At 67.6% G+C, this 21,700-nt stretch carries 24 protein-coding genes; 6 read left to right on the top strand and 18 right to left on the bottom strand.

What is annotated here, in order from left to right:
* The first annotated feature begins 116 nt into the window (after positions 1–116).
* Positions 117–2,882, top strand: coding sequence for a TonB-dependent receptor (locus tag FHS96_RS02655; RefSeq protein WP_429589572.1), 2,766 nt, complete (start codon positions 117–119; stop codon positions 2,880–2,882).
* Between the two features lie 54 nt (positions 2,883–2,936).
* On the opposite strand, the gene FHS96_RS02660 is transcribed toward FHS96_RS02655, so the two are convergent.
* Positions 2,937–3,299 (bottom strand): gamma-glutamylcyclotransferase family protein, encoded by a 363-nt coding sequence (locus tag FHS96_RS02660; protein WP_429587784.1) that lies wholly within the window; start codon positions 3,297–3,299, stop codon positions 2,937–2,939.
* Positions 3,256–3,495, bottom strand: a complete 240-nt coding sequence (locus tag FHS96_RS02665) for a DUF5818 domain-containing protein (RefSeq protein ID WP_429587785.1) — start codon at positions 3,493–3,495, stop codon at positions 3,256–3,258. Before FHS96_RS02665 ends, FHS96_RS02660 begins: the two co-directional genes overlap by 44 nt.
* A gap of 583 nt (positions 3,496–4,078) precedes the next feature.
* Between FHS96_RS02665 and FHS96_RS02670 the strand changes: the two genes are divergently transcribed.
* Positions 4,079–4,333: a YMGG-like glycine zipper-containing protein gene (locus FHS96_RS02670; RefSeq protein WP_429587786.1), complete on the top strand. Its 255-nt coding sequence runs from the start codon at positions 4,079–4,081 to the stop codon at positions 4,331–4,333.
* 134 nt (positions 4,334–4,467) lie between these two features.
* On the opposite strand, the gene FHS96_RS02675 is transcribed toward FHS96_RS02670, so the two are convergent.
* Positions 4,468–5,949 carry a protein adenylyltransferase SelO gene (locus FHS96_RS02675; protein ID WP_429587787.1) on the bottom strand — a complete coding sequence of 494 codons (1,482 nt, stop codon included), beginning with the start codon at positions 5,947–5,949 and terminating at the stop codon, positions 4,468–4,470.
* 127 nt (positions 5,950–6,076) lie between these two features.
* Between FHS96_RS02675 and FHS96_RS02680 the strand changes: the two genes are divergently transcribed.
* Together FHS96_RS02680 and FHS96_RS02685 are read left to right on the top strand one after the other, a co-directional pair.
* Positions 6,077–6,277 carry a DUF6771 family protein gene (locus tag FHS96_RS02680; RefSeq protein WP_429587788.1) on the top strand — a complete coding sequence of 67 codons (201 nt, stop codon included), beginning with the start codon at positions 6,077–6,079 and terminating at the stop codon, positions 6,275–6,277.
* An 86-nt stretch (positions 6,278–6,363) separates the two neighbouring features.
* A complete protein-coding gene (locus tag FHS96_RS02685) occupies positions 6,364–6,543 on the top strand; it encodes a hypothetical protein (RefSeq protein ID WP_429587789.1) in 180 nt (59 codons plus the stop codon).
* 187 nt (positions 6,544–6,730) lie between these two features.
* Here the strand turns inward: FHS96_RS02685 and FHS96_RS02690 are convergent, their stop codons facing one another.
* Positions 6,731–6,943, bottom strand: a complete 213-nt coding sequence (locus tag FHS96_RS02690; RefSeq protein WP_429587790.1) for a hypothetical protein — start codon at positions 6,941–6,943, stop codon at positions 6,731–6,733.
* Positions 6,944–7,469: 526 nt separating this feature from the next.
* On the opposite strand from FHS96_RS02690, the gene FHS96_RS02695 reads away from it, so the two are divergent.
* Positions 7,470–8,162 carry a winged helix-turn-helix domain-containing protein gene (locus FHS96_RS02695; protein ID WP_429587791.1) on the top strand — a complete coding sequence of 231 codons (693 nt, stop codon included), beginning with the start codon at positions 7,470–7,472 and terminating at the stop codon, positions 8,160–8,162.
* A 6-nt stretch (positions 8,163–8,168) separates the two neighbouring features.
* Positions 8,169–9,545, top strand: a complete 1,377-nt coding sequence (locus tag FHS96_RS02700) for a sensor histidine kinase (RefSeq protein WP_429587792.1) — start codon at positions 8,169–8,171, stop codon at positions 9,543–9,545.
* Between the two features lie 130 nt (positions 9,546–9,675).
* On the opposite strand, the gene FHS96_RS02705 is transcribed toward FHS96_RS02700, so the two are convergent.
* The 14 genes from FHS96_RS02705 to FHS96_RS02770 form a co-directional block, all read right to left on the bottom strand.
* A complete protein-coding gene (locus tag FHS96_RS02705; protein ID WP_429587793.1) occupies positions 9,676–9,828 on the bottom strand; it encodes a hypothetical protein in 153 nt (50 codons plus the stop codon).
* A 155-nt stretch (positions 9,829–9,983) separates the two neighbouring features.
* Positions 9,984–10,505 (bottom strand): bifunctional adenosylcobinamide kinase/adenosylcobinamide-phosphate guanylyltransferase, encoded by a 522-nt coding sequence (cobU, locus tag FHS96_RS02710; protein ID WP_429587794.1) that lies wholly within the window; start codon positions 10,503–10,505, stop codon positions 9,984–9,986.
* A 46-nt stretch (positions 10,506–10,551) separates the two neighbouring features.
* On the bottom strand, positions 10,552–11,169 hold the full coding sequence (locus FHS96_RS02715; RefSeq protein WP_429587795.1) for a hypothetical protein: 618 nt from the start codon (positions 11,167–11,169) through the stop codon (positions 10,552–10,554).
* Entirely contained in the window at positions 11,160–11,627 is a 468-nt protein-coding gene (locus FHS96_RS02720) for a hypothetical protein (RefSeq protein ID WP_429587796.1), read from the bottom strand. The genes FHS96_RS02715 and FHS96_RS02720 overlap by 10 nt, the downstream gene beginning before the upstream one ends.
* Entirely contained in the window at positions 11,624–12,937 is a 1,314-nt protein-coding gene (locus tag FHS96_RS02725; protein WP_429587797.1) for a FliI/YscN family ATPase, read from the bottom strand. Before FHS96_RS02725 ends, FHS96_RS02720 begins: the two co-directional genes overlap by 4 nt.
* Positions 12,927–13,529, bottom strand: a complete 603-nt coding sequence (locus tag FHS96_RS02730) for a FliH/SctL family protein (RefSeq protein WP_429587798.1) — start codon at positions 13,527–13,529, stop codon at positions 12,927–12,929. Before FHS96_RS02730 ends, FHS96_RS02725 begins: the two co-directional genes overlap by 11 nt.
* The gene (locus FHS96_RS02735) at positions 13,526–14,020 is read right to left on the bottom strand and encodes a hypothetical protein (RefSeq protein WP_429587800.1); all 495 of its coding nucleotides are present in this window, start codon (positions 14,018–14,020) and stop codon (positions 13,526–13,528) included. The genes FHS96_RS02730 and FHS96_RS02735 overlap by 4 nt, the downstream gene beginning before the upstream one ends.
* Positions 14,017–14,760, bottom strand: coding sequence for a type III secretion system inner membrane ring lipoprotein SctJ (gene sctJ / locus FHS96_RS02740; protein WP_429587801.1), 744 nt, complete (start codon positions 14,758–14,760; stop codon positions 14,017–14,019). Before sctJ ends, FHS96_RS02735 begins: the two co-directional genes overlap by 4 nt.
* 19 nt (positions 14,761–14,779) lie before the next feature.
* Positions 14,780–15,184 (bottom strand): hypothetical protein, encoded by a 405-nt coding sequence (locus FHS96_RS02745; protein WP_025293053.1) that lies wholly within the window; start codon positions 15,182–15,184, stop codon positions 14,780–14,782.
* A 4-nt stretch (positions 15,185–15,188) separates the two neighbouring features.
* Entirely contained in the window at positions 15,189–15,506 is a 318-nt protein-coding gene (locus tag FHS96_RS02750; protein WP_245648603.1) for a hypothetical protein, read from the bottom strand.
* Between the two features lie 25 nt (positions 15,507–15,531).
* Positions 15,532–16,668, bottom strand: coding sequence for a hypothetical protein (locus tag FHS96_RS02755; RefSeq protein ID WP_429587802.1), 1,137 nt, complete (start codon positions 16,666–16,668; stop codon positions 15,532–15,534).
* Entirely contained in the window at positions 16,665–18,521 is a 1,857-nt protein-coding gene (gene sctC / locus FHS96_RS02760) for a type III secretion system outer membrane ring subunit SctC (protein ID WP_429587803.1), read from the bottom strand. The genes FHS96_RS02755 and sctC overlap by 4 nt, the downstream gene beginning before the upstream one ends.
* The gene (locus tag FHS96_RS02765; protein WP_429587804.1) at positions 18,518–20,488 is read right to left on the bottom strand and encodes an FHIPEP family type III secretion protein; all 1,971 of its coding nucleotides are present in this window, start codon (positions 20,486–20,488) and stop codon (positions 18,518–18,520) included. Before FHS96_RS02765 ends, sctC begins: the two co-directional genes overlap by 4 nt.
* Positions 20,485–21,249 carry a lytic transglycosylase domain-containing protein gene (locus FHS96_RS02770; protein ID WP_429587805.1) on the bottom strand — a complete coding sequence of 255 codons (765 nt, stop codon included), beginning with the start codon at positions 21,247–21,249 and terminating at the stop codon, positions 20,485–20,487. Before FHS96_RS02770 ends, FHS96_RS02765 begins: the two co-directional genes overlap by 4 nt.
* Positions 21,250–21,700 lie beyond the last annotated feature (451 nt).

Below are 21,700 nucleotides of genomic sequence, written 5' to 3' on the forward strand. Positions count from 1 at the left end.
AATCGCGCGACAAGTCGCCGGTAACGCTCTGCCATCGGTAAAAGGTGGGATGGCGTATGCGGCTTTTGGGTCGGGTGTTGATTGCGGCGTTGGCGGCTGGCGTATCGCCAATGGCGATGGCCCAGATCAGTGCCGAGGTACCGCCGCCGGAGCAGCCGGCGGACGCGACCGATCCCGAGGCGGCGGACGAGGAGGCCGGCGAAGACATCGTCGTCACCGGCGCGCGTGAACGCGGATCGGTCGTCGGCAATGTGAAGCCGGAACAGCAGCTCAGCAGCGCCGACATCCGTTCCTATGCGGTCAGCTCAATCGCCGAACTGATCACCGAACTCGCACCGCAGACCAACGCCGCCAGCGGCGCGCCGGTGATCCTGCTCAACGGCAAGCGCATCTCCGCCTTCGCAGAGATCCAGGATATGCCGCCCGAGGCGATCGAGCGCGTCGATATCCTGCCGGAAGAAGTCGCACTCTCATATGGCTATGCCGCCAACCAGAAGGTGGTGAACATCGTGCTTCGCCGGCGCTTCCGCGCCGAGACCGCGGAACTGCGCGCGGGCACCACCACCGATGGCGGCCGTGAGAATGGCAAGGTGGAGGCAGGGCTGCTGCGCATCCGCAACGACAACCGCTTCAACCTCGATCTCGAATATTCGCGCGCCACGCGACTGCTGGAAAACGAACGCGGCATCACCGCCGCCGCGCCCTCGCGGCCCTTCTCGCTCACCGGCAATATCACCGCGCCCGACGGCGACAGCGAAATCGATCCGGCGCTGTCCGCGCTCGCCGGCGCGCCGGTGACGGTGGTGGCGGTGCCCGGATCGGCCGCGCGCAGTACGCCGTCGTTGGCGGCGTTCGTGCCGGGCGCCAACCAGACCTCGGTCAGCGATGTCGGCCGTTTCCGCACGCTCAGCCCCTCGACGCAGAACCTTGCGGTCAACGCGGTCTATGCGCGGCCGCTGGGCAACGGCATCTCGGCCTCGGTCAATGCGCGCTTCGAGATCATCGACAGTGATTCCCTGCAGGGCCTGCCCGGAGCCTCGCTGCAACTGCCCGGCGGCAGCCCCTTTTCTCCCTTTGCGGATACGACGCAGCTCTATCGCTATATCGACAGCGCCGGGCCGCTCGGCCAGAGCACGCGCGGCCGCACCGGCCATCTCGGCGTGGCACTCAACGGCCAGATCTCTACCTGGCAATGGTCGTTCACCGGCGCCTACGATATTTCGGAATCGAAGACGCGCACCGATCGCGGCATCGATACCAGCGCGCTGCAGGCGGCGATCCTGGCGGGCGACCCCACCGTCAATCCCTTCGCGGCGATCCCGACCAGCCTGCTGGGCGACACCAGCGTCGATCGGGCGCGTTCGACCACTTCGGGGCTCGTCGGCGATCTGCTGCTAACCGGCGCGCTGTTCACCTTGCCGGCGGGCAAGGCAACCACCAGCGTGCGCGTCGGCGCGTCGAGCAACGATGTCGAGAGCCGCTCGGTACGGTCGGGCGTGGAGCGCAACGCCGACTTCTCGCGCGATATCGTCAACGGCCAAGTCAACATCGATCTGCCGATCACCAGCCGCCGCAACGGCGTGCTCAGCGCAATCGGCGATTTCGCGCTCAACGCCAATGCCGCGGTCGAGCATCTTTCCGATGCGGGCACGCTCAACACCTATGGCTATGGCCTGCGCTGGACGCCGATCACCCAGATCCGCCTGATCGCCTCACGCACGCATGACCAGAACGCGCCAACCGGCCAGCAGGTCAACGCGCCGCAGATCGTGACGCCTAACGTGCCGATCTTCGACTATGCGCGGGGGGAGACCGTGTTCGTATCGCAGATCGGCGGCGGCAATCCGCTGCTGACCGAAAGCGAACGCACGGTCACGCGCGTCGGGCTGACGGTGAAGCCGTTCGACAAGCCGGACCTGACGTTGACCGCGACCTATACCGATCGCCGCACCGACAATCCGATCGCGGCTTTCCCCACGCCCACCCCGCAGATCGAGGCGGCCTTTCCCGATCGCTTCCTGCGTGACGCCAGCGGCGCCTTGATTCAGGTCGATGGCCGGCCGATCAACTTTGCCAACGCGCGCAGTTCGCAGCTCCGCTGGGGCTTCAACATGTCGATACCGCTGAAATCCTCGATTCAGAAAAAGATCGAGGCGTGGAGGGAGGCTGGCGGCAAGCGTGAGGACATGCCGGCGGACCTGCGCGCGATCATGGGCAACCGCCGACGTGAGCGCGGTCCCGAAGGGCAGGTGCCGCCCAACCAGGCCGATCGCGAGCGCGGCGGGCAGGCTGGCGAAGGCCGGGGCGGCGGCCCCGGTGGTCCGGGTGGTGGCGGCTTTGGCGGTCGTGGCCCCGGCGGCGGCTTCGGCGGCGGGCGCGGCCCCGGTGGCGGTGGCGGCGGCCGGCTGCAGTTCGCGCTGTTCCACACCTGGCATTTCATCGAGCGGATCGAGATCGATTCCTCGCTGCCCGCGCTCGACCTGCTCGATGGCGATGCGACGAATTCGAACGGCGGCCAGCCGCGGCACGAGCTGCAGGGGCAGTTCGGCTATTCGAACAATGGTCTCGGCGCGCGGATGAGCGTGGAATGGCAGAACGCCACACGCGTCGATGGTGCGCTGGGCGGCAACGACACGACACTGCGCTTCGGCAGCCTCGCCACGGTCGATCTGCGGCTGTTCGCCAATCTCGGCCAGATGCCCACGCTGGTGCAGAAGCACCCCTTCCTGCGCGGCGCACGCGTCTCGTTGTCGATCGACAATATCTTCAACCAGCGCCAGTCGGTGATCGACGAAACCGGCGCCACCCCGGTGCGCTACCAGCCCGCTTATCTCGATCCCTTGGGGCGCGCGATCAGCATCAACTTCCGGAAATTGTTCTGAGGCGTGATTGTCCTCTCCGTTTCGGGGAGGACGCATCCGGCGGTTGGCAAATGCCTACCCGCCCAGTCCCGCCGACACATAGACAAACGCTCGCCGACCGGATTCCAGCGTCACCGTGATCCGCGCATAGTCCGCCCCCTCATAGGCATCGGCTGCATGGAGTTCCGCCGCCGTCATCGCAAGCGCGATGCCGGGAACACAGTCATCGGCATTGCCGCGATGGAGGATCGGATAGGTCGTGCCGCCGATCAGGATTGTGCCTGGAACATAGCCGGACAGCGCATCCGGATCGCCTTCAAGCCCGCGCCCGAACAGCCGCTGCTGCACCGCGGGGTCGCGTAGGGTTCCATAGGCGAACAGCCGGCAGGATTGATCAGCCAGGACCGATCCGCTCGACCGAAAGGACTTCGTTCCCATAAACCACGCCTTCCACCAGCACCTGCCGTTCGACAAGGTGCAGCGGGATGCGATCCATCTCGAGCCAGATCTCGCTGCCGTCGTGCCGGCGAAGCGCGTAGCACCACTGCTTGTAGATCAGTTCGCCGGACTGCCGGCAACGCGCGCTCGTCTTCACGCCCGCGGTCAGCAGAGGGTCTGCGATCCTGTTTTCCATCGGACAACCTCCAAGGAAACCTCAGTGTCATCCTCTCCTGCCGCTGAAACTATCCGGAAGGCGGTGGTTGGCAAGGGGCCCGGGCGGAACGCCGGCCAACCGTGGCGCATGTGTCACAGCCGTGGGTGCCGGGCAAAAAAATGGCCGCCCGGAGGCGGCCTTTTAAGTTCTAGGAGAGGATGCCTGAAAGGCAGGTTCGTTGTGCATCGCAACATTCGCTTTTGCAACCAGAAAGTAGGTTTCTGTGACGGATTTGCGACGATCCGTTGACCACCGACGGTGGTTGGCCGCGTAAATGCTACCGGTAACAGCTGTACCGCCGCGAAATCCCACATTGCGGTGCACCCAAGCTGTATCGCCAAGGTGCAAATCGCCGAGCGGAGCATGACGAAGCGGACCCTGAGCCGCCGGGACGCAGACGAAACGAATCATATGCTTTCAGAGGGTTGGCGTGCTCAGCTCGAAAGCTGGATACTGAGCGGCATGATGAGCAGCCGCCTTTCCGGCATGTTTCATAACATGACAAACGGAAAGTCCTATGCCTCCAAGCGCTTGATGGCCGAATGCGACAGGAGGACAGAGCATGACCCATAACCTCATCCGGCCGTTGATCGCCTGCGGCCTTGCCGGTGCCGCGATCATGGTTGGCGGATGTTCGTCCGGCGCGACGCGCGGTGGCCTGATCGGCGGCGCGGGTGGCGCCGTCGTCGGCAAGGTCACTGGCCTCGGCACCACCGAAGGTGCGCTGGTCGGTGGCACGGCCGGCGCGATCATCGGCGATCGGGACGATGATCGCGATCGCGATCGGGATCGTCGCAAGCGTCGCCGCAATCGCTGATCAGCGCAGCCGGACCGACATAAGCGACATCAAGATGCGCTTCCCGGCCATGTGCCGGGAAACGCTTGGCTTTTCTCCCTGCGCCTGAGCTGCATTATTTGCCCGCGGTAGCATATTGCGGTGGCGCCGCGTCTTCACGTGCCACAGAACGTCGCCATCACCCGTTCGTCCGGCCGTGGCGGCGTCTGATAATCTGCATCCGCGGCGCGTTCTTCGAACGGTACGGCAAGCACCTCGACGAGCCGCTCGAACGGGGCGAAATCCTCGTTGTCGACGGCGGCGCGGATCACTTCTTCGACGCGATGGTTGCGCGGGATATAGGCCGGGTTGGTCCGGTTCATCGCCGCTGTCCGGGCAGCGGGATCCTGCGGATCGTCGGCCAGCCGTTGCCGCCATCGATCCAGCCACGCGTCCGCCGCGGTGGGATCCACGAACAATTCGCGCACCGGTTCGGCCGCGTCGGGCGCCTGCGCGGCGGCGAGGCGCCGGAAGAACAAGGTGAAGTCCACCTGGTTGGCGGTCATCGTCGTCAGAAGGTCGCCGGCGAGCTGGGCGTCGCTGTTGCGTTCGGCGGCCAGTCCCAGCTTGCGTCGCAATCCTGTCTGATAGGCCGCCTCGAACTGCGGGCCGAACGCCTCCAGCGCATCCTCGGCGATCTTCACCGCCTTCTCGGCGTCGGGATCGAGCAGTTCGAGCAAGGTTTCCGCCAGCCGCACCAGATTCCACAAGGCGATCCGCGGCTGGTTGCCGTAAGCGTAACGGCCATCCCGATCGATCGAGCTGAACACCTTTTCCGGATCATAGACATCGAGGAATGCGCAGGGACCATAATCGATGGTCTCGCCGGAGATCGACATATTGTCGGTGTTCATCACGCCATGGATGAAGCCGATATGAAGCCAGCGCGCGATCAACGCGGCCTGTCGGGCGATCACGCCATCGAGCAAGGCGCGATAGGGTTGGGGATCGTCCGCCGCCTCGGGATAATGCCGGGCGATGACATGGTCGGCGAGCAGCCGCAGCGCTTCCTGATCCCCGCGTGCCGCGAAGAATTGAAAGGTGCCGACGCGGATATGGCTTGCAGCGACGCGGGTGAGGACTGCGCCGGGCAACACCAGTTCGCGCATCACGCTGTCCCCAGTCGTCACTGCCGCCAATGCGCGCGTGGTCGGCACGCCGAGCGCGGCCATCGCCTCGCTGACGAGATATTCGCGCAGCACCGGCCCAAGCGCAGCGCGACCATCGCCACCGCGCGAGAAGGGGGTACGGCCGCCGCCCTTCAATTGCAGATCGCGCCGGCGGCCGTCGCGGTCGATCACCTCACCCAGCAGGATTGCCCGACCATCGCCCAGTTGCGGCACGAAATGACCGAATTGGTGGCCCGCATAGGCTTGCGCGATCGGCTGGGAACCGATGGCAACGTCCCGCCCCGACAGGATCTGCAGTCCGGCCTCGCTCGACAGCGCCTCCGGATCGAGGCCAAGCTGTTCCGCCAGAGGGCGGTTGAGGCGGATCAGCCGCGGCGCGGGCGACTTCATCGGCGCGACATGCGCGTAGAAGCGGTCGGGCAGGCGGGCGTAGCTGTTGTCGAACGGCAATGTCAGGGTCACGGGCACCTCGGCTTTCCGCCGAGGTGGCGACTGCGCGCCCGTGGCGCAACCCCGTCGCTCGGGTGTAACTATCGCGTCCTCGATCCGGCGCATCGGGGCTTGTCATTATGTTCGCTATTTGTTCTCATGCGGCATGGACCAGAGACTCGATACCCGCCGCCTTTCCACGATCCTGCGTGACGCGCCTGCCTGGGCGCGGCTGGGGCTGACCTTGCCAGATCCGGGGCTGCGCGAACGCGCCGCGGATGCGCTTGCCGCCACCATCGTCAGGCGGATGGGTGAAGCGTCAGCCGCGCCAGAGCAAGAGGATCGCGACCAGCTCCCCCTGCTTTAAGGTGTTCTGTCAAAGGATTTTCTCTAATCCTTGGAACGATTTGCGCTGCCGGACGCTTTACCGATGATCATCAACGAGAGGCGGAAATGGCCACGGCGATGCTTGCGCGAAGGGAAGTTGAGATGTTGGCGGAAAACGAGAAAGCCTATCTTGAACGGCGGGAGCGCGAATGCCTCGCTATCGCCGAGCGCACCAACAATCGTGGCACCGCCCGCGTCCATTTCACGTTCGCGAAGCTTTATCGTCAGGAATTGGAGAGGCTGTGATGTGACGTTCTCCCCGGCGCGCAGGGTCGGGGAAGAGACTATCCTCGCAGCGGATGGTAGAGGCCCCGGTTCGGGACTGGTTGATCGCATCGCAGCAAGGATGTCGGCGCTGATCCGGCCCCGCGATCAAAGGCTTTGCCGTTGGCGCCCGTCCCCAAGCAGAGGTCAGGGGAAGCAATAGGAAAAATCAATCCACCCGCATGCCATGCGGCCTCTGCGCCATGTGCGCGAGGTTGCGATTGTGCGTTTCGATCTCATCGATCGTGGGGGCGCGCCAGCCCGCAGTCGCGCGGACCAGCATCGTGCCGCAGCGGCGGCACGGTGCCCAATAATCTTCCATATCGTGCCGCGCGCGCTGACGGTTGGCATCGTGGCCGACGATCCGGCACAGCAGGTTCATCGGTGATCCTCGGGTTTCAAGCGCGGCCATGCGCTGCACCGCGGCCAGCGGAGAAGGCGACGACGCCGGCCCTATCCTTGCCGTCCTCCCGCTCGGCAGGCCGCCCGTCCCGACTTGCGGTCGGAACGTCTCCGGCGAATGCGGATCTGATCAATTCGAACATGATCTCTTTCGTCGGTGAGTCCGCGAGGGACAGCGGTCGAGCGATCGGGAGGACGTCTGATCCGGCGACAGACGATGATGCCGGCTCAGCAGGGAAGGATAGGCGTCGGCCCATATGATGCGACTCCGAGGGGCTTTGTCCAAAGGCTCGGCGCCCGTCCTAGCCGTGGGCGGCACACGCAGGCGTGACCACCACATTAAAATATGTTCACGTCGCCGTACCGCACGCCGCCCCGCCCCGTGACGGCAACAGCCGATTACAGCCTGATGACATGACGCGTTTGTAACGGGTAGAACTCCATCCGATGGGCTATGCAGCGACTATGGATGCGCATTTTGCTCCGGCGCGGCAGCCGGTCCCGCGATGACCGGCAAGATCCTGCTCGTCGAAGACGATGCCGCCACCGCAGAGTTCGTCGCCAAGGGTCTCGATGAGGCCGGCTATACCGTCGATCGCGCTGAGGATGGTCGCACCGGCCTGTTCCACGCCACCGACGGCGGCTACGACGCGATCATCCTCGATCGCATGCTGCCCGGCATGGATGGCATGGCGGTGCTCGCCGCGATCCGCGCCGCGGAAATCAGCACGCCGGTGCTGATCCTGTCTGCGCTGGGCGCGGTCGATGCGCGCGTCGAAGGGCTCACCTCAGGCGCCAACGACTATCTCGTCAAACCCTTCGCCTTCGCCGAACTGCTCGCGCGATTGCGGCTGCTGATCCGCGCGCAGGCGCCGGCGGCGGGGCGTCAGGTCACCCGGCTCGATTGCTCGGGGCTGGAGATGGATCTGCTCTCGCGCAAGGTCCGTCGGGACGGGCGCGCGATCGACTTGCAACCGCGCGAGTTCCGGCTGCTCGAATTCCTGCTGCGCCACAAGGATCAGGTCGTCACCCGCACGATGCTGCTCGAAGGAGTCTGGGAATATCATTTCGATCCGGGCAGCAACGTGATCGACGTGCATGTCAGCCGCCTGCGCCGCAAGATCGACGACGGCTTCGCGGTGCCGCTGCTGCGCACGATCCGCGGTGCCGGCTATATGCTCGGCCCGGTCGACGCCTGAGCGCCGGTGCCGCGCTTCGCCCTGCGCCTGATCCCCAGATCGACGATCGGGCGCATCGCGCTCGCCTCTGTGGGCGTGCAGGTGCTGACGACGGGCGCGGCGCTCTTTTCGATGCAGGTCGTCACCGAACGCGCGCTGGACGAGGGCGCGCGGTCGTTCGTCGTCGAACTCAACCAGGATCTCGACGACGCCTATGAGCGGGGCGGCCGCGGCTGGCTGGCCGCGGCGATCGAGCGCCGCATCCAGACGGTGGGGCGGCGGGACGCGGTGATCGCGCTGGTCGACGATGATCGGCTGGTCGCCGGCAACCTGCTCGACTGGCCCCGGGGCGAGGTGGTCTCCGGCGGCATCCACCGGGTGACGCTGCGCCGGCGGGAGGCGCCAATGGCCGAACCGATGCTGGTGATCGTCACCCGGCTGCCCGGTGGCGAGCGGCTGGTCGCGGGGCAGACGCTGGAGGAACAAAGGCGCCTCGGGGATCGCACCCGCCGCGCCTTCGTCGTCGCGCTGCTGCTGGGCGCGCTGCTCGCGGCGGCGGGCAGCCTGCTGCTCGCCCGGCTGATCGGCCGGCGGGTGGATCATGTCGCCGAGGTCGCGGCGCAAGTGGGCGGCGGCGACCTTGCCCAGCGCGTCGCGCTCAGCGGCAGCGGCGACGCGTTCGACCGGCTCGCGCTGGCAATCAATGCAATGCTCGCGCGCATCGAATCGCTGGTCGCCGAGCTGCGCCTCGTCACCGACTCGCTGGCGCATGACCTGCGCTCTCCCGTCGCGCGGTTGAAGTCGCGGCTGGAAGGCGCGGTGCGCGACGTTTCGGACCCGCGCGCGCAACTGGCGCTCGGCGCGGGGGTGGAAGAGGCCGACCGGCTGCAGGCGATGCTCACCACCGCCCTGCAGATCAGCCGCGCCGAAGCGGGCATCGGCCGCAACCAGTTCCGCACCTTCCTCGCCTCCGAGATGATCGGTGACCTTGCCGAGGTCTACGGTCCGCTGGCGGAGGATCGCGGCGTTGACGTGCGCGTCCACGCCGATCCGCCGGTGCGCGTCTCCGCGCATCGCGAACTGCTCGGGCAGGCGATCGCCAATCTGATCGACAATGCGCTCAACCATGCCGAAGGCGCGAGCCTGCTCGACCTCGCCATCGAACGGCGCGGGGAGGATGTGCGCATCACCGTTGCGGACAACGGCCCCGGCATTCCCGAGGACCGCCGCGGCGAGGCGTTGCGCCGTTTCGGCCGGCTCGATGCTGCCCGCCAGGCGAGCGGTGCAGGCCTCGGCCTCTCGCTGGTCGCGACCTTGGCGCACCTCCATCGCGGTCGGCTGGAGCTGGACGATAACCGTCCCGGACTGGTCGTGCGGCTGATCCTGCCGATTGCGGTGGATTAGGACCGAGGGGGGGAGCAGCGTTCCCCAAAGCGCAGTCAGGCCCGCCCGGGGGCATGAACCGGGCGGGCCTGTGGGGTGAAGAGCGGATCCGGACGGGTGGCGATGCGGACCCCCGCCGGACGGACCGGGATCAGTTCTTCTTCGCGTCGTTCGTCTTGTGCTTGTGGACGTGGGTCTTGCTGGTCTCGGTCTTGGGCGCCTTGGTCTTGGCAGCCATCGCCGGCGCCGCGACCAGACCAAGCACGGCGACGCCGAGGCCGATCGTCTTCGCGAATGACGTCATCAACACACTCCTCTTCCTGCCGGCACCGCGCCGGTCCGGGGGTGCCGCTCGGGCGGGCGGGTGGTCGGGGGCTGACGAGGCCCGCTCCGTCCGGCGGCAAGGGCTTGATAGACAACCGCACCCGACCGAAGCATGGCCGCGGCGTGAAATCTTTGTCATTTCAGCCGCAGCGGCAGCCCGGCGGCGATGAACTGGACTTCGTGCGCGGCCGCGGCGACCGCCTGGTTGATCCGCCCGGCAATGTCGCGGAAGCGGCGCGCCAGCGGATTGTCCGGCACGATCCCCAGCCCAACCTCGTTGGCGACCAGCAGCACCGGCCCGGCCGCCGCTGCCAGGGCCGCAACCAGCGCTTCGGCCGCCTGCGCGCCTTCATCATCTGCACGATCGGCGAGGAGCAGGTTGGTGGCCCAGAGCGTAAGGCAGTCGACCAGCAGCACGCGATCGGTCCGCGTCTCAATAGCAACGGTCTCGGCCAGCGCGAGCGGCGCCTCGACGGTGCGCCAGCGCGCGCCGCGATCATCACGATGGTGAGCGATGCGCGCCGTCATTTCGTCGTCGAAGGCTTGCGCGGTGGCGACATAGACCAGGTCGCCCGGCAACGCTTCGGCACGCTGCTGGGCGTAGCGGCTCTTGCCCGAACGGGCACCGCCGAGAACGAACAGGATGGGCGCGGACATGGTGCCGCCCTAGGTCCGGACCCAAGGCGGCACAACCTGGCTTCGTTCAGCCGTTGATGCGGATCTCACCCACGCGATGGCCGCGCGCCTCAAGGCGTGCCTTCAGCGCTTCGCGCTGCTTCTCGGCATCCTCGCCCCGCGCGTCGATATCGAGCATCAGCCCGCCGGCATCGTCGCGCGCGATCACCGCCTGGGTGGCCAGCCAGCGCGTGTCGCTCATCGTCAGCAGCGTCTCGCCGCCGGTGGCGCTGGTCGGCATGTCCATGCGCGCGACGATGTCGGCGAAGCTTGCCGAGAGAGCCGCCGAGTGCGGTGCGCTCACCGGTGTAGGATCGGCGGCCGCGACAGGCGCACTCTGCTGGGGTGTCGCGGCGGCGGCCTCGCTAACCTTTGTGTCCGCGGCGATCTGCTTGCCCTTGCGGGGGTGCTCGCCATGGCCTTCGAACGCCTGCTGCCCGGTGACCGGCGGTTGTGCGTGACCGTGCGTCGGGGCAGGTGTTTCGCCACTGAAGCGCTCGGTTGCGCCGGAGCCGGCCTTGCGGCGCTTCGCCATCGCATCCTCGAAACGATCGCGCAGTTCGGGTTCGGGTTGTCGCTTCGATCGCGCATGCTGCGGCGGCGAGGCGGGGCGCGCGGGGGGCTGGTCGATCGGGATCATGCCCATGCCATGCCTCCCACCGTGGCGCGACGCTCATTGGCCTCGTCGGACGCGCGACGGTCACGCGCGCGGCGTTCGCCGCTGCGGATCTTGCGGACCAGCGTTTCCAACGCGTCGAGCCGTGCCTGCGCCCGCATCCATAGACGGCGGGTCGCGGCGACCCGTTCCAGCGCCTCGCCCAATGCTTGGCTGGCGGTGGCGAGCAGGCGATGCGCGTCGCCCAACCGCTGCTCGCAGGCGGTGACGAACATCCGCACCAACTCGTCGGCGGGCCGACGCGCGCGGTCTTCGATCGCGCCGTCGAGCGCCGCATTGGCCGCGATTCGCCCCTGCTCGGCGCGCAGCCGTGCCGCGCTGGCGCGCTCGGCGGCGGCGACCGCCTCGGCGGCGGCACGCGCGGCGCGGTCGAGATCGCGCACGCGCAGCGCCTGCAGCTTTTCGATCCGGCAACTGGAAGCTGTCATCCGTCGAATCCTCTCAACAAGGCCAATGTCGTCGGCAGCGCGACCCGTTCGTCGAGCGGCTGCCGCAGGAAGGCATCCAATGCCTCGCGCTGCGCCAGCGCCCGGTCGGCGGCCAGATCCTGGCCCGGCTTGTAGTCACCGACCTGCAGCAGGATCTCGATCTCGTCGAGCTTGGCGAGGTGGGTGCGCAGCGCATTGGCGGCGGCGCGTTGCTCGGGCCCGGTGAGTTGACCCATCAGGCGGCTCTGGCTGGCGAGGATGTCGATTGCCGGATAATGGCCGCGCGCCGCGAGCTTGCGGGACAGATAGATATGGCCGTCGAGCAGCGAGCGTACTTCCTCCCCGATCGGATCATCCTCCTCATCCTCCAGCAGCACGGTGTAGATGCCCGTGATCGCGCCGGCATCGTCGGTGCCGCTGCGCTCGAACAGCCGCGGCAGTTCGGCGAATACCGATGGCGGGAAGCCACGCCGCACCGGCGGTTCGCCCGTGGCGAGGCCGATCTCGCGCAGCGCGCGCGAGAAGCGGGTGACCGAGTCCATCAGCAGCAGCACATGGCGCCCCTCGGCGCGCAGCCCCTCGGCGATCGCGGTCGCGGCATGTGCGGCGCGGGCGCGCTCCAGCGCCGGGCGATCGGAGGTGGCAACGACGGTCACCGATCGCGCGAGCCCCTCGGTGCCGAGATTGTCCTCGACGAATTCGCGCACCTCGCGGCCGCGTTCGCCGATCAGTGCGATGACGATTGCATCCGCCTCCGCCTGGCGCGCGAGCGTTGCGAGCAGGGTCGATTTGCCGCCGCCGGCCGCCGCGAACACGCCGATGCGCTGTCCACGGCCCAGCGGCAGCACGCCGTCGATCGCGCGCACGCCGGTCTCGACGGTGCGGTCGATGCGCGCGCGCTGCATTGGGTTGGGCGCCTCGCCATACAGCGGCCGGAAGCGGTCGGCGCTGATCGGCGGGCCTCCATCGAGGGGGCGCAGCCGCGCGTCGACCACCCGGCCGAGCAGGCTGTCGCCCACCGGCACGCGATCCTCGCCGACGCGCACGACCACTTCCGTTTCGTTGGAAAGACCGCGCAGTTCGCCGAGTGGGGTCAACAGCGCCTCGCCGTCGGCGAGGCCGACGACTTCGGCCATCAACGTCGTCTCGCCGGTCACGTCGAGCAGCGCACAGCTCTGCCCGATGCGCGCGGTGATGCCGGCGACGCGGATCGAGGTGCCGACCGCGCCGCGTACACGCCCGCGCTGTTCGAAGGCGGGCGCCTCGCCAAGCTGGCGGACGAGATCGTTGACGCGTTCTTCAATCGACATGCGCAGGGGCTCCCCAGCGTTCGGCAACCTCGTCGAATTGACGATCGAGGTCGGCGATGATGCGGCTGTCCGGCCCGCTCACGCGGCACTGGCGCTCGCCGAGATCGGGATCGGCGCGCACGACAATCTCGCCTTCGACGCGGGCGAGGCCGGCCTCGACCTCCACCGCGATCGTGGGCGAAACGTCGATCGTCACCGGCCCCTGCGGCACCACCGCGCGCGCGGCGCGCAGGGCGACACCCTGCATGGTTTCGGCATCGCCGATCTCGCCGGCGATCTGGCGCAGCGCGGCAAGCGCGAGGCTGGCGATTTCCTGTTCGCGCTGGCGCCGATCGGCTTCGTGCTGCGCGGCGAGGTTGGTCACGGCTTCGACGAAATCGCGCCGGCCGCTGTCATAGCCTTCGCGATAGCCGCGCTCGCGCGCCTCGGATTCGGCGGCGGCGATGCCGGCGTCGCGGCGCTGCCCCTCGGTCTTCAGCCGATCGAGCAGCAGAATGGCGTCGCCGATCGGCTGGCGCTCATGCGCCTTGACGATCGGCCGGTCGGTGGCGAGCAAGGTGTACCCGTCATTGTGGAGGACGTGATAGCTCATGGGCGGGTTTCCCGGGCGATGCGCTCGGCGGCGATCATGTGGCGCCGCGCGGCCTCGTCGTGGATCGCGGGGCGATTCATCGCGGTGGCGAGCAATGGGGGCAGGCCGCGCTCGGCGATGCCGAGCCCTTCGGCGGAGAGGGCGTCGGCTCCGACCAGCGGCGCATTGCCGCCAGCGGGCAGATCGAGCACCGCTTCGACAACGCGGTTGCCGACGCTGGTGGCATAGCTTCTGAGCGTGGCGCCGTAGATGATGTCGGCGAGGGCATCGCGCGACGAAACCAGCGCCGCGATCCGCCAGATCCGGTCGCGCTCGGCTTCGTCGCGCCCGGGCCAGGTCGGCCAGGCGGCGAGCTCGCCCAGCCCGACCCGTGCCGCCGGCTGGGCAGCAAGGCGCTGCGACAGTCGTTCGGCGCGGCTGGCGGGCAGCCCGCCGGCCACCGCCGCGCGCGCCGCCTCACCCAGCCGCAGCCGTGCCGCGCGTCCGCTCATCCCTGCGGCTCGGTCGTGGAGGGAAGGCCGGCCCCCGGGCGTTTGCGCCGGCTGAGGAGCAGCCAGATCAGCGCCGCCAACGCGGCGATCGCGATGCCGATACGGATGAAGGGCGACGCCAGCACATCGCTGCTTTCGGCGGCGACGGGAGCCGACTGGCTCGGCACCATCACCACCGAGACCTTGTCATATTGCAGGCCCTCGATCGAATTGGTGACGAGGCTCTTGATCGCCCCGGTCTGGCTGCGCACCTCGAACCCGGGCTGATATTTGACGAACACTGCGGCCGACGAGGGCTTGGTCGTGTCGGAGAGCGGATCGGCTTCGGGGATGGCGAGGTGAACGCGCGCCTCCACCACCCCGTCGATCGCGCTCACCGTGCGGCTCAGTTCCTGCGAAAGGCCGTAGATCAGCCGGGCCCGTTCCTCGACTGGCGAGGAGACGAAGCCCTTCTTGGCGAACACGTCGCCCAATGACTGATATTCGTTGCGCGGCAGGCCATTGGCCTTGAGCACCTCGACCGCCCGGCTGAACTGGTCGGGACTGACCGAGACGCTCCATTCGCCTTCGCCGGACGATGCCTTGGCGGCGGTGATGTCGGCGTTGCGCAACGCCGCGATCATCTCGTTGGCCTGGCTTTCCTTGAGCTTGCCATAGATTTCCTGATTGCCGCAGCCCGACAAGGTCAGCGCACCGAGCATCAGGCCGGCGGCAAGCAGTGAGCGCTTGAGGCTCCTCATGGAACATCCTTTCGGATTGTCAGCCCTGCTGGCGGAACAATTGCTGCACGCCATCCGAACTGCGGTTGGCGATGTTCGAGGTGAGCTGGCAGTGGAACATGAATTCCTGGCAGCGCATCGTCAGCTCGATGATCTCGCCCGGCGTCAGCTCGGATCCCGAGCTTTCGGCGGTGCGGGCATAATCGGTGACGCCGCGGGCCTCCACATTCACCTTGTCCAGCGTGTCGAGCAGCCCCTTCACCGCGGGCGGTACGTCGCTGGTGGCGCCCACGCGCTGGGCCTCCTGCGCGTGGAGCGCGTTTTCGAAACGCGCCGTCGCCTCGGGGCCCACCTGCTGCGGCATCGCCGGCGCAAGCTCGAAGATGCGGACGCTGCCCGCAGCGGGTGCGCCGGCGGCCTGCGCCGCGATCGCTTCGATCGACATCCGATCAGCTCTTGCGCGCCATCGTCTCGAGCGCCTTGGAGACGCTGTCGAGCGAGGTGTGCGAGCTTTGCGAAATGAAGCTCATCTTCATCGATTCCGCGGTGAGCTGGGTGATCTGCGACGGGGTGTCGCCGCCTTCGTTCGAAATCAGGTCCGAACGCTGTTCGATCGCCGAGGCCTGGCGGTCGAGAGCATTGCCCCACGCGGCGGCGAACGCCTCGAACCAGTTGCCGGGCTGGTTGCGGCCCATGCGCTGGCCCTGCAGCGGGCTCGACGCGAGCGTCGACAGGTCGGTGTTCAGGCTGGTCGTGATCTCTGGCATGTCAGGTCTCCTTGGGTGTTGCAGGTCAGAGTTTCATTTCCTCGATCCGCCCGTCCTTCTCGAAACGGACGATGCCGGCCTCCACTGAAACGAGGCGGTGGCCGGTGGGCAGGATCGCGCCGGGGAACCAGCGGGATCCGTCCGCAGTGACGATGTGGCCGGGATCCTCGACCACGGTGGCAAGCCCCGCGCCGCTGTCCGCGAACAGCGCCTGCAGCGGATTGCCGCCAAGACTGTCGTTGACGCGGAAGCTCACGCGCTTGAGCGCGGGCAGGTCGTTCGACAGCAGTTTGCGCAGCTCGTTCTGGCGATCGGCGGGCATATAGGGCGCTTCCACCGCGATGCCGCCGAGCCCCGCGGGCACCGCGCGCGCGTCGATGCCTTGCGCAGCCAGGATGTCGGTCGCGGCATTGGCGAGCGAGGCGGAGGAGGTGACGTCGATCATCACCGGCTCGGATGCCTTGGCGGCGATTCCGCGCACGCGCACGATATCCGCCTCATTCTCCACGGCGCCGCCCACGATCAGTCCGCCCGCGGGATTGTCGCTGACGTCGAGCGCGACATAGCCGGCCTGGTGATAGGCGCGCTCCAGCCGGTCGGCGCCGTCGAACTGCTGCTGGATCAGCGAGGTCGCGGGGCCGGCGGCGGAGGCGAACAGCACCACCAGCGCGCCGCCGGCGGCGAGGTGCTTCGGGCTGATTCGCTGCGCGGCCTTTTCGAACCAGGCGCGGCCGACCGTCTGCACGCGATCCTGCAATCGTGGCGCGGGCAGCGGCGCGACCGGAGCGACGCAGGCGCTGGTCGCGACCGCGGCGGCATCCCCCCAGCGCGCCGAGGCGCGTTCGCCATGCGCCAGCAGATGCTCGCCGAAGCGGAAGGGCAGATAGGGCGGGAGCACTGCTTCCTCGCCCGCCTCGAAGGTGCGGCCGAGCAGTTCGACAGACCCGGAAAGCACGCGCAGCACCGCGGCATCCTCGCCCAGCCGCAATTCGATCGCGCCGTCGCGCGTGCCGGCGCCGCGCAACACCACGTCATTGCCCAGGCCGTGGCCGATGCACACCCGCCTGTCGCGGGCCAGCGGATAATCCTTCCCCGCCAGCCGTCCGCTCACGATGCGCAGGATGGCGGCGACGTCGATCGGGGTGTCGCGATGCTCGGTCATCGGCTTGGTCCTCTCGCCTGTCCGGCTGCGGGCGGCGGCAGCATGGTGGCCGCCCCGGGCAATGCGCCCACGCCCGCGGGTTGCAGTTCGTCGAGCCGGATGATGCGTGGTGTGATCAGGAACAGTCGCTCGGTCTGCTGCCGCGTCTTGTTGCGCGACTTGAAAAGCTCGCCCAGGATCGGGATGTCGCCGAGCAGCGGGATCTTGGACTCGCCGTCGAACTGCGCGTTGACGGTCAGACCGCCCAACAGCAGCCCTTCGCCCTCGTTGATCATCGCCTGGGTGTTGACGCTGGCGCGTTCCACCACCGGCACGTCATCGACCTCGCTGTCGAGGATGGTGCCGTCCTCCACGCCCACCACCATGCGGATGCGCGGCACGCCATTGTCCATCAGCACATGCGGATTGACACGCAACACGGTGCCGGCGGTGACGTTGAACAGGTCCACCTGCCGGTCGCCCGCGACGCGGACGTAGAAGGTGCGCGTGCGATCGAACACCGCCTCGATGTTCGAAAGAGTCACGATCTGCGGCCGTGACACGATCTTGGCGGCACCCCGGCGTTCGAGCGCCGACAGGCGCCCGATGAATTCGCGATTGGCGCCGATGACGCCGCCCAGAGAGAGGCCCTCATTGGGCGCACCGAACCGGCTCTCGTCGCGGATGGGATTGCCCGAGCGGCGCAGGATGTCGCCGCCGAACAGCGCGTTGAAGCCTTCGGAGCGGATCCGCCAGTTGATCCCGATCTCGCGCAGCTTGTCGATGTTGAGATCGATGATCGTCGCTTCGAGCTCGACGATCTGCGGCGCGACGTCGAGCGCGCGGACGAGTCCCTCATAGGCCGGCATGTTCTCGGGGCGGTCGCGCACGATGATCGCGTTGAGCGAGGGATCGATCGCGATGCGCGGGCCACCCTGGGGCGACGGTTCGCGCGCCGCCGCGTAGGGCACCGGCGCGCCGCCGCCGCCTTCGGCCGGCAGCCCCAGATATTCGTCGTCATAGGGCGCGAGCTGTGGCGTCTGCGTCTGGTCCGGCGGCGACGCGTTGAGCCCGCGGCCGCCCAGCCTCTGCGCGCTCTGGCGCATCGTGCGCCCGCCATAGGTGGCTGCGATCGTGCCGGCGACGGCGCTGCCATCGCCCATGATCCGGCTGAGCGACGTGCCGACGCCGGGCACCGTCAATTCGCGGCCGCCCGCGACCAGCTTGGTGTCGTCCGCCCGTGCATAGCGCAGGTAGAACACGCGCAGCTCATAGGGCTCGATATAGGCCGGGCCCTGCGGCATCGGGCCGGGCGCACCCGGCACGATTTGAGCGGTCTGCGGATCGCCGCGATATCCCGGGCGCGGCGGTGCTGCGGCGGCAAGCTGCTGCACCTGGTCTAGAAATTTGGGAACGCCCATCGCCAGCAGTGTGGTCGGGCTTGTCGGCCGCACTCGGTTGGTCATGTCGGTGAGGCCGGCGTCCATGATCGCGGCGGTCAGCTCGTTCGAGCGGCCCGGCGGCACGGTGAGCGTGCGGCTTTCGATCTGGTCGCCCGAATAGACGGTCACGACCGAGCCGTCGTAATAGGCGATCAGGTTGAACGAGCGCGAGACCGTCGCCCACACCTGCGCGGGCGGGCCGGCGAAGCGGCCGTTGATCTTGCCGGTGACGCGAGCGTCGACGACGACGTTGAGGCCAGTGGCGCCATAGAATTCCCGCACGAAGGCGGCGATATCCTGGTTGCGCGGGGTAAGGCTCACCGCGCGTGTCGGAAAAGGCGGGTCCGCGGCGATCGCCGGCGGCGTGGCGAGCAACAGCGCGGCGACCGCAAGCGCGGATCCCGCGGGGGCAAGCATCGTCGTCAGCTTCACTCGGCGGCTCCCATTCTGTTCTCCTCTTCGATGGACATCGGGGTCCGATCGAGCTGCCCGACGACGTCGAGCGGCACGGTCGGCGACAATTCGTTGAAGGCGAGCACGGGCGTCTCGAACAGGTCGGGCCCGATCAGCCGGCGCAGCGGCCGGCGCAGCTCGAACGCGGTCAGGATCGCGCGCGCACCGCTGGCGGTCATCTCCCGCCGCAGCATCGCGATCATCGTGCGGGCATGGTCCGGCTCCATCGCGAGACGAGCGACGCCGTCGACGGTGCGGGTATTGTCGCGCAGGAAGCGCTCCAGCCGCGCGCCGACGACGAGCACCGGGAAGCGCCCGTTGACGCAGTGCGGCGGCGACAGATAGCGGCGCAGCGCGCTGCGCGTGAGGTCGGCGATCGGGATCGCGTTGCGCTCGGATTGGCCGGCCTCGGCGATGGCTTCGAGCACGTCGCGCATGTTGCGCAGCGGCACTTCCTCCTCGGCGAGCAGGCGCAGCACCTCAGCGATGCGCGCGGTGGGCGTCGCGCGGACGACCTCCTTGACCACGTCAGGATAGTCCATGCCGATCCGGTTGAGCAGGGTGGTGACCTCCTGCAGCCCTAGGAAACGGCTGACGTCGCGGCGCAGCGCCGCTTCGATGGCCGGCACGATCAGCGCCGGGTCGTCGGGCTGGTCGACCGGGCCGGCGGCGACCGGTGCGTCGTGGATGTAGAGCGCCCATTTGCCCGCGGTGCCGTCCGGCAGTAGAACGGGGTCGATCTCGGCCGCCGGGAGCGGCAGGCCGGAGCGTTCCTGCATCCGTTCGAGCATCGCGGTGACCGCGGCGGTGAGCGCCGCGACGCGATCGGCACTGAGTGCAGGCGCGGCGACCTCGATCAGCAGCGGACGCACCGCCTTGAGCGGGGCAGGGCGCGCCTCGATGCTGTCGGGCAACGGGGCAGGACGGTTGTCGACGCGCTTCCACTTGGCATCGATCCAGCGCCGCGAGACCGGGTGCTGCATCGCGCCGCCGCCGGCTAGGCCGGTTGCGATGGCAAGGAAGACGAGCGTCGGGAATCCCGGGATCAGCCCCATCAGTACGCAGATGCCGGCGGCGATGAACAGCACGCGTGGCTTGCTGGACACCTGGTGGGCGATCGCCGGGCCGAGATCCCGCTCGCTCTCGTCATCGGTGGTGCGGGTAACGAGCAGCCCGGCGGCCATCGCGCTGAACAACGCGGGCAACTGCGCGACGAGGCCGTCACCGATGGTCAGGATCGAATAGGTATGGATCGCTTCCTCAGCGGGCATGCCCTTGGAGAAAACGCCAATCGCGAGGCCGCCGATCAGGTTGACGAGCACGATGATGATCGAGGCAATCGCATCGCCCTTCACGAACTTCATCGCGCCATCGAGGCTTCCGTGCAGCTTGCTCTCATTCTCGAGCGTGCGGCGGCGCGCGCGGGCCTCATCCTTGCTGATCAGACCCGAGCGCAGGTCGCTGTCGATCGAGAGCTGCTTGCCGGGCATCGCATCGAGGCTGAAGCGCGCCGCGACCTCGGCCACGCGCTCGGCGCCTTTCGAGATCACGATGAACTGAACGATCGTGATGATCAGGAAGACGACGAGGCCGACGACCAGTTCGCCGCCCGCGACCAGCTCGCCGAATTGCTGGACGATATGGCCGGCATGCGCCTCGGTGAGGATCATGCGCGTGGTGGCAATCGACAGCGACAGGCGGAACAGGGTCGTCAGCAGCAGCACCGCCGGAAATGTCGAGAAGTCGAGCGGGCGGGAGATGTAGAGCGTGCTCAGCAACAGCATCACGCCGATCGTGATGTTGGTGGCGACGAGAAAGTCGATCGCGAGCGCCGGCAGCGGCAGGATCAGCAATCCGACGATCGCGACCACGCCGACGACCAGCATGAAGTCGGACGGGCGCAACTTGGTGCGCGGCACCCGTGCCAGCAGTGAGAGCGCGCTCACTTGGCCGCGCCCGCCTGGCGATAGCCGTGGTAGCGCGCCATGACCTTTTTCACATAGGCCTGCGTCTCGGGATAGGGCGGGATGCGGTTGCCATAGCGCGCGACCGCGCCTTCGCCGGCGTTGTAGGCGCTCAGGATCAGGTCGAAATTGCGCCCGTAGCGCCGTTGCAGGCGCTTCAGGAGGCGCGCACCGGCATCGACATTGACCGCCGGATCGAACAGCGCGGTCGTCTGCACGCCCAGCGTCTGGCCGGTGGCGGGCATGATCTGCATCAGCCCCCGCGCGCCGACATGCGACTGCGCATTGGGATTGTGCGCGGATTCCGTCGCGATGATCGCGTGAAGGAACAGCGGATCGACCTTGTAGGTCGCGGCCGTCCGGAAAATCTGCGCGTCATAGGGTGTCGCGGGCACGCGCAGCGCGGCCGGCGGCATGGTGATGCGCTGCGGCGCGGCCGCGAAGCTCGCCACCTGGCGGCGGCCGGACGCGGCATCGTCGAGCCGGCTTGTCGTGTCACGCTTGCGCTTGCGCTGGCCCTTGCCGGGCTTGTCGTCCTCGTCGCTGACGCCCTGGATGCGCGCGACGCTCGGATCGGGCGGCAGCGGCGCGGGCGCGACGTGAACGATGTTGGCGGTGCAGCCGCTCAGCGCCGCATAACGCTCCGACGCCTTGGCGTTGGCCACGCGAATATTGGTGTCGACCGGACAGTCGATGAAATAGGATTTTGCATCCTTTTCCTTCGCTGAAGCAAAATTCGGCATGGTCGCGAGTGAAACGATAGTAAAACCTACCGTTAACACCCGGAGCTGGTTTGCATTCATCACGATACCGTCCCCTCCGCGTGCAGAGCATGTCCACACTCGCGTCGGCCAGAATCGTGTAACGAAGTGACCCCAAGAACGCGGGATCACCCAATCCCCTATCGGCCTCCTAACGACCGAATGTTGCTCCATTGTGGAGTTCGGCGCTCAAGGAAAAGCGTTCAGCGTTGAGTTGAACTGAAAATTCGGACGAGTGGAGCCTCTGCCGGTAATTCGTCGCAAGTAACTTGACTGTTGTATATGTGACACAAATCACACCTCGAATCAGGTGCGAATCGTTGCGTGGGCGAAATATCCGTCACTCCCAACGGCTCGCCGTCAAACGCCCGAAAGCTGTTGACCCGACCCTCTTTCGGCGGTCTTTTATTTGGCGTTACTTGCGTTGTTAGAT

This window comes from Sphingomonas zeicaulis (genome assembly GCF_050433225.1).
Classification (GTDB): Bacteria; Pseudomonadota; Alphaproteobacteria; order Sphingomonadales; family Sphingomonadaceae; genus Sphingomonas_D; species Sphingomonas_D zeicaulis.

Coding starts and splice junctions, on each gene's coding strand:
- FHS96_RS02655 (WP_429589572.1), top strand. CDS start 117: ATGGCCCAGATCAGTGCCGAGGTACCGCCGCCGGAGCAGCCGGCGGAC.
- FHS96_RS02660 (WP_429587784.1), bottom strand. CDS start 3,299: ATGGGAACGAAGTCCTTTCGGTCGAGCGGATCGGTCCTGGCTGATCAA.
- FHS96_RS02665 (WP_429587785.1), bottom strand. CDS start 3,495: ATGGAAAACAGGATCGCAGACCCTCTGCTGACCGCGGGCGTGAAGACG.
- FHS96_RS02670 (WP_429587786.1), top strand. CDS start 4,079: ATGACCCATAACCTCATCCGGCCGTTGATCGCCTGCGGCCTTGCCGGT.
- FHS96_RS02680 (WP_429587788.1), top strand. CDS start 6,077: ATGGACCAGAGACTCGATACCCGCCGCCTTTCCACGATCCTGCGTGAC.
- FHS96_RS02685 (WP_429587789.1), top strand. CDS start 6,364: ATGGCCACGGCGATGCTTGCGCGAAGGGAAGTTGAGATGTTGGCGGAA.
- FHS96_RS02690 (WP_429587790.1), bottom strand. CDS start 6,943: ATGAACCTGCTGTGCCGGATCGTCGGCCACGATGCCAACCGTCAGCGC.
- FHS96_RS02695 (WP_429587791.1), top strand. CDS start 7,470: ATGACCGGCAAGATCCTGCTCGTCGAAGACGATGCCGCCACCGCAGAG.
- FHS96_RS02705 (WP_429587793.1), bottom strand. CDS start 9,828: ATGACGTCATTCGCGAAGACGATCGGCCTCGGCGTCGCCGTGCTTGGT.
- cobU (WP_429587794.1), bottom strand. CDS start 10,505: ATGTCCGCGCCCATCCTGTTCGTTCTCGGCGGTGCCCGTTCGGGCAAG.
- FHS96_RS02715 (WP_429587795.1), bottom strand. CDS start 11,169: ATGGGCATGATCCCGATCGACCAGCCCCCCGCGCGCCCCGCCTCGCCG.
- FHS96_RS02720 (WP_429587796.1), bottom strand. CDS start 11,627: ATGACAGCTTCCAGTTGCCGGATCGAAAAGCTGCAGGCGCTGCGCGTG.
- FHS96_RS02725 (WP_429587797.1), bottom strand. CDS start 12,937: ATGTCGATTGAAGAACGCGTCAACGATCTCGTCCGCCAGCTTGGCGAG.
- FHS96_RS02730 (WP_429587798.1), bottom strand. CDS start 13,529: ATGAGCTATCACGTCCTCCACAATGACGGGTACACCTTGCTCGCCACC.
- FHS96_RS02735 (WP_429587800.1), bottom strand. CDS start 14,020: ATGAGCGGACGCGCGGCACGGCTGCGGCTGGGTGAGGCGGCGCGCGCG.
- sctJ (WP_429587801.1), bottom strand. CDS start 14,760: ATGAGGAGCCTCAAGCGCTCACTGCTTGCCGCCGGCCTGATGCTCGGT.
- FHS96_RS02745 (WP_025293053.1), bottom strand. CDS start 15,184: ATGTCGATCGAAGCGATCGCGGCGCAGGCCGCCGGCGCACCCGCTGCG.
- FHS96_RS02750 (WP_245648603.1), bottom strand. CDS start 15,506: ATGCCAGAGATCACGACCAGCCTGAACACCGACCTGTCGACGCTCGCG.
- FHS96_RS02755 (WP_429587802.1), bottom strand. CDS start 16,668: ATGACCGAGCATCGCGACACCCCGATCGACGTCGCCGCCATCCTGCGC.
- FHS96_RS02770 (WP_429587805.1), bottom strand. CDS start 21,249: ATGCCGAATTTTGCTTCAGCGAAGGAAAAGGATGCAAAATCCTATTTC.